This is a genomic window from Spiroplasma endosymbiont of Colias croceus (genome assembly GCF_964020095.1).
In the GTDB taxonomy this organism is placed as follows: domain Bacteria; phylum Bacillota_I; class Bacilli_A; order Mycoplasmatales; family VBWQ01; genus Spiroplasma_E.
The window spans coordinates 1304634-1315791 of sequence record NZ_OZ026536.1; the positions used below are offsets into that span (position 1 = coordinate 1304634).

An 11158-nucleotide genomic window follows, 5' to 3' on the forward strand; every position below is an offset into this window, starting at 1 on the left:
GGCTTTTTAATAATCTGTGTTTCTTTGTTTTACAAAGTACTAGTTTAGATTAATTCTATCTTCAAATTTTATCATAAAATGAGCAATTGCTGTATTTCAATTTTGAATGGGCATTGTTCATTTTTTTGTTATATTTTCAATTGCTAAATAAAATATTTTAAAAACTGACATATCGTTAGGAAAAACTTTTTTATTTCTGATGACTTTTCGTAATTGACTATTAACAGATTCAATAGCATTTGTGGTATAAATTACCCTTTTTATTTCTGCAGGATAACTAATAAAAACCATTAAATTATCTCAATTTTTATATCAAGATTTAGCAATTTGAGGATATTGTTTATTTCACTTATTTTCAAAGGATTCTAAAGCCTGCATTGCTTGTTCTTCACTACATGCAGTATAAATTGGTTTTAAATCTGCAACTAGAGATTTTCTATGCTTATATGAGACATATTTCAAACTATTTCTAATTTGATGAACGATGCATAATTGATGTTCGGTTTTAGGATAAACTGATTGTATTGCTTCTGACATGCCTGTTAAATTATCACTGCAGGCAATAAGAATATCATTTAAGCCACGATTTTTCATTTCTGTGAAATTGGCTAATCAAAATTTAGCACCTTCATTTTCACTAATTCATAAACCTAAAACATCTTTTTTACCTTCTAAATCAACTCTTAAAACTATATAAACTGATTTATTAATAATCCTTTTATCTTGTCGTACTTTCACTACTATGCAATCAAAATAAACAATCGGATAGACACTTTCTAATGGTCGATTTTGCCATGCTTTTACATCATCAATAACATCATCAGTAATTTGACTAATAACACTTTCACTAATATCAGCACCATGATATAACTCTTGTAATTGCATTCTAATATCTGATAATGTCATACCTTTTGCATATAAAGAAAGAACTTGTTGATCAAAACCATCAAATCTTCTTTGTCTTTTTACAACTATTACAGGATTAAAATTACTATTGCGATCTCGTGGTACATCAATCTCAATTTTACCTTGTTGAGTTATTATTTTTTTTGAACTTATACCATTACGAGCATTGTCACTATTACTATGTTGATTCTTTTCATATCCCAAATAATTTTGCATCTCAGAATTCAACATTTTTTCTACTAATCTTTTTGTTAATTCTTTATACAATCCTCCCTCTTTAAAAACTGTTGTTAAATCTTCAGTATTTTCTAATAATAAATCTACTGCTTTTGATATTGGATCATTATTATTAATATTTTGCTTTTTAGCCATCTGTAACTCACTCTTTCTAGTCATTTAATTATATTTACTAGAATTAATTAAACATAGTTATTTTTGTAAGTTACACAGATTACTAAACATTACCTGTTTATTTTGATTGCATAGTAGTGAAAGTACGACAAGATAAAAGGATTATTAATAAATCAGTTTATATAGTTTTAAGAGTTGATTTAGAAGGTAAAAAAGATGTTTTAGGTTTATGAATTAGTGAAAATGAAGGTGCTAAATTTTGATTAGCAAATTTAACAGAAATGAAAAATCGTGGCTTAAATGATATTCTTATTGCCTGCAGTGATAATTTAACAGGCATGTCAGAAGCAATACAATCAGTTTATCTTAAAACAGAACATCAATTATGCATAGTTCATCAAATTAGAAATAGTTTGAAATATGTCTCATATAAGCATAGAAAATCTCTAGTTGCAGATTTAAAACCAATTTATACTGCATGTAGTGAAGAACAAGCAATGCAGGCTTTAGAATCCTTTGAAAATAAGTGAAATAAACAATATCCTCAAATTGCTAAATCTTGATATAAAAATTGAGATAATTTAATGGTTTTTATTAGTTATCCTACAGAAATCAAAAGAGTTATTTATACAACAAATGCTATTGAATCTGTAAATAGTCAATTACGAAAAGTTATCAGAAATAAAAAAGTTTTTCCTAATGATATGGCAGTTTTTAAAATATTTTATTTAGCAATTGAAAATATAACAAAAAAATGAACAATGCCCATTCAAAATTGAAATACAGCAATTGCTCATTTTATGATAAAATTTGAAGATAGAATTAATCTAAACTAGTACTTTGTAAAACAAAGATACACAGATTACATAAAAGCCTCTTGACTATTATCATTTTTTTCATTAGATTGACAATTATCAATTTTTTCATTTATTTCTTTTAATTGTTCTTGTAAAATTTGACAATTAATTAAATGAATCTTATTTTTTTCTTCTTCTTTTATTAAAATTTCCAATTGTTTTTTAACACTATTGATTTGTTTTTCAATAGCTTCTTTTTCTTCTATATTAGCTTCTAAGTCCTCTAATGACTCTGGATCATTTTTAATATTTTGAATTTCTTTTTCCTTTTCTTTTAATTTCTTTTCAAGTCTTTCTAATTTCTCTTTTAATAATTCAATTTTAGGATTAGGCTTTATTTCATTATTATCTTTTTCATTTAATTGTTTTTTTAATTTTTCAATTTCTTTATTAGCTTCTTCTAACTTATTTTTTAGTTCTTGTAATTTTTCATTATCACTACAGTTTTTAATTTCTTCTTTTAATTTAGATACTTCTTTATTAGCTTCTTCTAACTTAGATTCTACTTCTTCTTTAGCCTTACTAGTTTCATCTAATTTAGATTGAACTTCCTCTTTTTCTTGAGTAATCTTTTCTAGTTGCTTTTGTAAATCTTCTACAGAAATATTTTCTTCATCACTAGTATCCATTAATTTTTTATCCTTCTATATATGTTAAAAATAACATTTTTTATAATCTGATTTTTAATTAAATTTAAAAATAAAAAATATCAGAATAGTTCTAATTTATATTAGTGGTTTCCTTGTACCAATATTAAGATTCATCAAAAATATAATTTTTCTAACTTTATTTAATATAAACAATTGTAAATTTAAAAAAGTATAAAATAATATTGAATTATATGGTATTTTGATTAAATCCCAATTTAAATTTATAATTGAAAAAATAAATATACAATAGACTTCTTGCAAAACTATGATATTAATCACATTTTTTAAGTTTAAAAATTTATTTTAATAACACTTTTAATATTTTTTAAAAATTATTGTTCAAAATATGTTTTATTTTTTGTCATTAAAATACAACAAAAATTATTATTTCAAATAAAAAAATAAAATATTAAATTATCAAATATATTTAAATTAATAATTGTAAATTATAAATTGAAGCTATTAAATTAAATCTTAATGCAAATTTTTTTCTTCTATTTCGATATTTTTCACTAATAATTTTAAATTTTTTAAGAATCGCAAAAACATGTTCAATAACAACTCTCATTTTTGAAATAACCTTATTATTTTTCTTTTCTTCTTTAGTTAAAGGGTTTTTCTTTGATTTTCGTTTAGGTAATAAGACATTTTTATGTATGTTTTGTATACCTTGATATCCTAAATCTACTAAAATAGTTGTTTCTGATAAAAATTTCGTTTTTGAATTTTTTAAAATTTTAAAATCATGATTTTTACCATAAGAAAAATAAGAACTTATAATTTTTTTACTATCTTTTTCAATTATGACTTGAGTTTTTATTGTATGTTTTTTCTTTTTTCCTGAATAATATTGTTTTTGACTTTTTTTGGGCGTTGAATAGTACTTTCAGTCACATCAATGATAACTGTTTTATCTTTAAAATTATTATTTAACAGTGATTTTTGCCCATCAAGTTGTTGAAAATCAGGATGTTTTATTAAAGTATTTTCTATTCACTTGATATTCCTATAGCAACTACTTTCACTAATTCCATAACTTTTAGCAATATGAAAATAAGTTCGATACTCTCTTCAATATTCTAAAGTCATTAATAAACGATTTTCTAATGATAATTTATTAGGTGTACCACCATTTTTAAACTTTTTTACTTCTTCTGTCTTTAAAATTTTTAGAATTTTATTAAAAATAATATCATTTATACCAGTTAATCTTAATAATTCTGGATTGTTAATAGTTTTTAATTTATCAAACATCATAGATTACCTATCTTTTTTATTTTTAATTTTATTTTAAAAATTAAATTTTTAATAGATAGGTTTTGCAAGAAGTCTAATAAAAAAAGTACTTTAATTTACTAAAATACTTTTTTCTGATTTATTAAATTTCAAAATCATATAATTATATAATATAGAAATATTATTATACATTTATTATATACTGTTTTTATATAGTAAATGAGCGTGGCTTTGAAAGAAGTGATTGTTCATCAAACTCTGTTTTAAGAATTGAACTACTAATTCCATTATCCAAAGAATTTGTAGACTCACAATAGTTATTGAATGTTCCATAGTTATTTCTTGGTTTAGTACTAGATCCAAAATTACTATTTACTTTCTGCTCTTCAACAGCATCAAAAAAGATTTCATTTTCTTCATCATTTTTAAAATTTCATTCTTCTTCATTACATAATTGTCCAATAACACTAGAAAATTCTTCAATACTTTCTAATTCACTAAAAACATCTACTAAACAAGAATCATTAATAGAAGATTGACATGATGTTACTGATTGTTCAATATTACCATTATTTTGTTGATAACCAGTTCATCTTTTAATAGTATCTATAACAGTACTCAGTTTTGGAAGAAATGGTATTCCTTCTTTATTAACCATACAATTAAGTAAAGATGAAACTAGAGAAAGAGTTATACCACCAATAACTTTTGGAGCATCTGTTGACAGTTTTTTTCAAGTAAATTCTTGATTAGATATATAATTCTCAGTACCTCATGTTATAGTCATTGATATTGGTGTTATAAAAAATAATGATAAAATATTTTTATAAAAAAAATTACTATTTTCATCAATATTTTGTTCACTATTAAGAAGTTGATTTTCTATATCATTAATATTGTTATTAAATAATCTTTTAACTTTTTCTCAACCTAATTTTATTACTTTTTCTATCCTATAAATGATTGCACCATGAAAAGTCATATTTAACACATAACTAGTAAATTCAATAGTTGTCTGTCCAAGAATTTCCATTGAAATTCAATTATCTAAAATATTATTAGAAACTCTATCCAAAATTACACCAGAATAACTTAAAAATAATAAGAAAGGAATAACTTTTATTATTTCTTTTCCTACATTAATATTATTTTCATTGTTTTTTCATTTATCTATAACTCAATTTTCAATATTTTCGATTGAACCAAAAATAAAAGGTTCAATAGCTGTATCAAAACCAATAAGTATACCACTAAATATCAAACTATCCTTAATAGTTTGTCAATTTCATGGTGTTTTAGCAACAGTAGTACTAATTATCATTTGAGCAGTGATATTACCAGAAAGAGCAACAATAAAAGTAATATTTTTACCTAAAAGTTTAGTTATTTTTGATAAATATTTGTTTTCTCTAATAGCAGTTTCTTCAAAAATAGATATTGTACTACTATTAGATATGCTAGAAAAATCACCACTTGAACCTAATAAACTTATTGCACTATCATCAGACATTCTACGAATATTAAGATTTTGATTACCTGTAAATAAAGGAGACATTTTAAACACTTCTTTCATATATAATAATAATTTTCTTAAGTTGCTACTTTTTTAAAATAAAAAGTAGTATCCAGTAATATAATTATTACGTGAAACTACTTCTTTTAGTCGCATATATTATTTAACCTAAAAAGGTATGAAAAAATAATAGCATGTGTTTTATAACTTGTCTATATTTTTTTTAATTTTTTTAATACAAAATTAGTTATAAAAGTAATTTTTATTATTAATTTTTATCTTTTCAAAAAGCAACTAAAAATTTATTAATTAACTATTAGTAGTAAAAATAAAAGTTAAACCTTCATATTTATTACCAAAAGCAATATCCTTTGAATTTTTACCCTCTAATCCAATTTTTATATAATCATAATATTTATCACCAAATTTTTTATTGCCAGTAATAGCAATAACATTATTATAGCCGCCAGCATTTAACAAATATGGTTTAAAATTATCAAAAGTTAACCAAGTAAAGGGTTTTTTTGGAATAAAATTTAATAATGGAACTAAAATATTAAGTAAAGGGTTTTTCACTTCTTCAGAAGGAATTCACTCTTGAAATAATTTTCAAAAATTTTTAGCTTTATCTGAATTATTTCTTAAATATTGTTCTTTTTGATTTTTTTCTTCCCTTTTAAAAGTAGCACCAGCAGTAACTAAGTCATTATAAAATCCACCACTGTCTTTTTTGTTAATTGATAAATATTGTGTTCCATTAACTAATGGTTCTAATTTTTCATTTATATAATCTTGTAATGGACTAAAATTAGCATCAAAACTACAATCTTTTACCGTAGAATTATTATAAACAGCTAAATGAATTTTAATATTAGTAGTACTAATTTTTTTTATTTCATCTTGACCATTAGTAATTTCATAAGTAATATTACTAAAATCTTCTGGAGCAGTATTAAACAAGTCACTAATATTGTCTTCAATTAATTCTTTAAAATCAAAAACATGAGTTTTATTTTCGGGTTTTAAAAAATTATTAAAATTGGGATAAGTATTATTAGCAATTAAATTTGCAGCATCTTCTAATAATTGCTGATAATCAACTGATGAATTGTGAAAAACATCACATGCACTAATATTAATACTAGTATTACTAGTAAATGCAAAAACACTTATAATTTTTAATATTTTTTTCATAATAAACTTCCTTAGATAATCACTACTTTTTTAGTATTATCTTCAAATTTTTCTTTTTTGTATTAATAATTCTATTTTTAATTTGTGAAATTTCATCGCGGTTTGTTATTTCATAAAATAAATGATAATAAATATATTTCAACTCACTAACTTTAATATTTTGTTTTTCAACAAATATTAGAAATTGATAAATTTCATGTAAAAGTTCAAATATTTTATTTTTTTCTTCATTAGTTAATACTTTTTGTTTTAATTCATTTCGAATAATTAATGGTGCTTCTTTAACAAATAGAAAATCACTAATGATATTTTTATAATCTCAATTATAAAATATTTTAAAATCATCAACTTTGGTTTTAACATTTTTAATATTATTTAAAATAGTTTTAACATCATTTTTAACTAAACTTTGAATGAAGACTGCTAATATTAATGCTAAAGAACTAGCGGGAATAAAGTACTTTAAAACTTGATCAATGTTAATAGTACCCTTAGTAAAATTCAAAATTGAATTTTTTACAATTAAATATAAAACTTCAAAACCTAAAATAATAAATAATGATCGTTTTTCTATATCTTTTCATCAAGGATTACCAAGAATCTGATTTTTTTCTTCTAATATTTTTTCTAAAATAATATAAATAATAAAATAACAAAATCAATAAGTTAAAACAAATAATGTGGTAAAAACATTAGTAAAACAAAAAATATAAGTAATGTTTCTAGCAACATTTAATACTAATAAAGCTTTAAAAATAAAAAAATTATTTTCAAAATTTGAAATTACCTTATATTTATTTTCAATATATTTTTTCATTCAACATCTGATTTGAATAAATATTAAAGTATTACTTGCAATACAACTACTAAAAATGGCAATATATAAATAAGTTTTTAAAGTAATAATAGTTTCATCAGTAATACTAGCATTATTAAAAAAATCAAATGTTAAAATTTTATTAAAAATACTACTTTTAACTTCTCATAAAATTGCACAAATAATCAAACAAATTGTTAACAATATTCATAAGATCGTCTGCATCAAATATTTATTGTTAAATCATTTTCAACTTGATTTTAATAATTGATAGTTATTCATAATTTTATCTACCTTATTTTTAAATTATTATTATAATAATTGTAAGCTATTAACTCACATTTGTGCTTGCGTTAAATTTAAAATATCTTTACTAATCATTGCTAATAATTTATTAATAAACTTTTCAAGATTAGTAGTAGTGGGTAAAACCATCAATTTGCCTTTTCCATCATTATAAGAATTTTTTCCTAATTCATATTTTCAACTTAATGTTAATTGTTCATTTTCTATGTGAATAACTGGTAAATCCTTATTTCCTAAACTATAAGCAAATTCATTAAGTAAATTCATTACTTTTGGTTCTAAAATTAATCTTAATTTAATTTGATTATCACATTTTACTTCAAATAAATCTTCAAATAAATGTGATTCTAATTGAACTTTCTTTTTACTACGAAATTTTTTTGAAAATATATTACGTGGTGTTAATGTCATTGTAAAATTATTATTCCTAATAATAGTTGTATAATAAACAAAACGTGCATAATAACAAGTAATTTTTTCTGTTTCAATAACTTGAGCAGCACTATTATATCCAGAACTTGTCTCATACATAACTTTTTGGTTAATGATACTTCCATAGTTAAAATTTTGACCATTAATACTTCCTATCATTACTTGTTCGCAATAATTATAATAATTAGGTTGTTCATCTAAAGGTAAATTACCTTGTGGTTCAATTGTTCAATAATCACTAATAGTTGTTAAATTCATTTGTGAATTATTATCTTTAATAACTCATTGATAATAGTTAATAATTGGTAATTCTTCTATTAATTTTTCATGAATTTTAGTTTTTAATACAAAACTCTGCACTAATAAAAAGCATCCAACAATGAATCCAATAATACTAATAATGGTAAATGGTTTTTTAATAAATGATGATTTGTTAATACCAATACTAGCACCAATAGCAATAATGGTAGTAATAATTCATAAACTAATTCATAAACGATTATTTATTAATTTAATTCATCAATGATTACTACTATTATTATAGTCAGTATGAATATTATTAACAATCTCATTTACAACCTTTGGTGATAAACTATGTTTCATGATTATTCCATTCTTTTTTAATTCTTAATATAGTTTATAACTAATTTTGTTTTATAAAAAAATAGAAAAAGACTAACTATAGATGTAATAATCTATTTAAAAGTCTAAAAACCTACTATTATAAAACTAATTACATTATAACATATATATTATTAGTTTTTTTCTAAAAAATCATTAATTTCAGTAATATTAACAGGTGCATTTTGTGGAGGTTTACCTGCATTACCACCATGCATATATTTTGCAGGAACTGCTACCATAAAAACTTTAGGATCGATTCGAACTATTTTTGTTTTAAAAAAATTATATTCTAATAATGACATTGTTGTCATCATCATTTTATATTCATTACCTGAATACAAACCTTTCACGTTTCAAACATTACCACCACGTAAATAATTATTTCGATAAATATCATTACGGATTTGCTCTAATTCATTAGAAATAATAAAGACACTCATCAACATATATTTTGGATAAACTCTATTCATAACAAAAGCTGCTACATAAATATAAACAAGCGTTGACATAAAATAAGGTCTAACTAAAAAATTATCAGCAAGACTAGTTTTCTGTAAAAAAGTTCCATCAAGAATTAAAACAATAACAACAATAATAATATTAGTATTTCTAATAATAGTAGCAATTGAATATTTACGTTTCATAGAAATATAAGTACTAATAAAATCCATACCACCACTAGATCCACCAGTTTTAAATAAAATACCAATACCAGCACCATAAATTAATCCACCTAAAGCAGCAAAAATAAAAGTACGTGGTAAAATTAAGTGCCAATAATCTGTAGTACCTTTTAATGGCTCATTACCTAAAACTTGAAAATTTTTAAGAGAATCAATTGCTGTTAACAAAAAGTTAATTCCATTTTGAAATAACAAATAAATGATAGTATAAAGAGTAAAACGAAATCCAACCTTGAATAATCCTCAAATAATGATAGGACCATTAATAAAAAAATATACTGGATAAAATCAAAATGCTTGCGTTGTTTCTTGTTCAGTAATACTGCCATTATAAGATAAGGCAATAAATTTAGCTATTAATTGTGCAAAAGCTGATAAACCATTAGTATATAAACCAGCACGATTAATAAAATAAAAAAAGGAAACAGTTGTTAAAAAAGCACCAATAAAAATTAATAATAAATTTTTAGAAGTTATTTTTCAATTAAAGTTTTTTCATGAAGAATGGATCTCTTGTTTAACACCAATATTTTTAAAAGTAAAGGCATCAACAATTAACGGTGGCTCTTTATCTTTATTTTTTGCTTCTGAATTATTGGACATATTAAACTCCTTTTTAACTATTAAATTGAAGTATTGTTGGAACATAATTACTATCATCATAAGGCGAAGGTAAAGACATGTCAATTAATGAATCTTGAAAACTAATCACAAAATTAACTTTAAGTTCTAATTTATTAGGACCAGAGCTTGTAACTTTTTGACCATCAATTCCTTTGATATTAATATTAACAGAATTAACATAAGGATTATTATTTAATGCTAAACTTATTCCTTCTTGAACTAAAGTTTTAGTTTTTTGAGAAAAATCAGCATATGTTTTATCAATATCAGGTTTAGTTTCTTCATCAACACTAATTGGTACTATTTGTTCTGATAATTTAGTAACATCAGTAACACAACTATAAACTATGTAATCGCTTTGTGTATAAGAACATTTTATATTAAAAGTTTTTTTTATGTATTGTTCAACTTTAAAACTTTTATCATTATTTACTACTCCAACTTGATAAGTAATATTAATACTAATTCTACCAGTTGAAGTATCAACATTTCAAGTTCTTGCTTTTGTTGATTCATCTATTTTACCATTATCAATCGTAAAATAATAACATTTAGTACCTACTTCTAAATGACTATCAAATCAAGTTGGTTCGTTAATATTTGCTTTATCTAAAATTAATTTGGCAAGTGCTTGTGCAAGACTGTTTTCTAATGCTTTATTTTCAATAACTTGTTCTTTTTCAGGTCTTTGACCATCAATAGGAACACCCACTGGTTTTTTAATACCAACTTTTGATAAAGTTGATTCTCAACCATTATAATTACCATTACCATTAGTAATTGCTTTTAAAATACTATCTTGTTGTTGATCAGAACAAGCTAAAACTGGCGTTACTATTCCACTACCAAAAGCAATAGTACCCATTAATGTTAAAATTTTTTTCATAATTATAATCATTCCTTAATTTAAAAAATATCATATATAAATTGTAACTTATTTTTATTATTTTGCTATACACTATCTT

At 22.7% G+C, this 11158-nt stretch carries 9 protein-coding genes and 1 pseudogene; 1 reads left to right on the forward strand and 9 read right to left on the reverse strand.

The annotated features are described in order from the left end of the window. Positions 1 to 39: 39 nt before the first annotated feature. On the reverse strand, positions 40 to 1278 hold the full coding sequence (locus tag AACL24_RS08150) for an IS256 family transposase (protein ID WP_339049423.1): 1239 nt from the start codon (positions 1276 to 1278) through the stop codon (positions 40 to 42). 95 nt (positions 1279 to 1373) lie between these two features. Here AACL24_RS08150 and AACL24_RS08155 point away from each other — a divergent pair. Beyond that, a pseudogene (locus AACL24_RS08155) lies at positions 1374 to 2093 on the forward strand (IS256 family transposase); the annotation flags it as partial. A gap of 26 nt (positions 2094 to 2119) precedes the next feature. Here AACL24_RS08155 and AACL24_RS08160 read toward each other — a convergent pair. The 8 genes from AACL24_RS08160 to AACL24_RS08195 all read right to left on the reverse strand — a co-directional run bounded on the left by AACL24_RS08160 (position 2120) and on the right by AACL24_RS08195 (position 11079). After that, the gene (locus tag AACL24_RS08160; protein WP_339046028.1) at positions 2120 to 2743 is read right to left on the reverse strand and encodes a hypothetical protein; all 624 of its coding nucleotides are present in this window, start codon (positions 2741 to 2743) and stop codon (positions 2120 to 2122) included. A 448-nt stretch (positions 2744 to 3191) separates the two neighbouring features. Further along, a protein-coding gene (locus AACL24_RS08165) for an IS5 family transposase (RefSeq protein WP_339046030.1) occupies positions 3192 to 4021 on the reverse strand; the annotation gives its coding sequence in 2 pieces (ribosomal slippage) (positions 3192 to 3625 and positions 3625 to 4021; 831 coding nt in all). 187 nt (positions 4022 to 4208) lie between these two features. Beyond that, positions 4209 to 5573: a hypothetical protein gene (locus AACL24_RS08170; protein ID WP_339046032.1), complete on the reverse strand. Its 1365-nt coding sequence runs from the start codon at positions 5571 to 5573 to the stop codon at positions 4209 to 4211. A gap of 249 nt (positions 5574 to 5822) precedes the next feature. Next, positions 5823 to 6707, reverse strand: a complete 885-nt coding sequence (locus tag AACL24_RS08175; RefSeq protein WP_339046034.1) for a hypothetical protein — start codon at positions 6705 to 6707, stop codon at positions 5823 to 5825. A 22-nt stretch (positions 6708 to 6729) separates the two neighbouring features. After that, a complete protein-coding gene (locus tag AACL24_RS08180) occupies positions 6730 to 7806 on the reverse strand; it encodes a hypothetical protein (protein ID WP_252319207.1) in 1077 nt (358 codons plus the stop codon). A 30-nt stretch (positions 7807 to 7836) separates the two neighbouring features. Further along, positions 7837 to 8865 carry a DUF3137 domain-containing protein gene (locus tag AACL24_RS08185; protein WP_339046036.1) on the reverse strand — a complete coding sequence of 343 codons (1029 nt, stop codon included), beginning with the start codon at positions 8863 to 8865 and terminating at the stop codon, positions 7837 to 7839. 152 nt (positions 8866 to 9017) lie between these two features. Beyond that, on the reverse strand, positions 9018 to 10172 hold the full coding sequence (locus AACL24_RS08190; protein ID WP_339046038.1) for a YitT family protein: 1155 nt from the start codon (positions 10170 to 10172) through the stop codon (positions 9018 to 9020). A gap of 13 nt (positions 10173 to 10185) precedes the next feature. Further along, positions 10186 to 11079: a hypothetical protein gene (locus AACL24_RS08195; RefSeq protein WP_339046040.1), complete on the reverse strand. Its 894-nt coding sequence runs from the start codon at positions 11077 to 11079 to the stop codon at positions 10186 to 10188. Positions 11080 to 11158 lie beyond the last annotated feature (79 nt).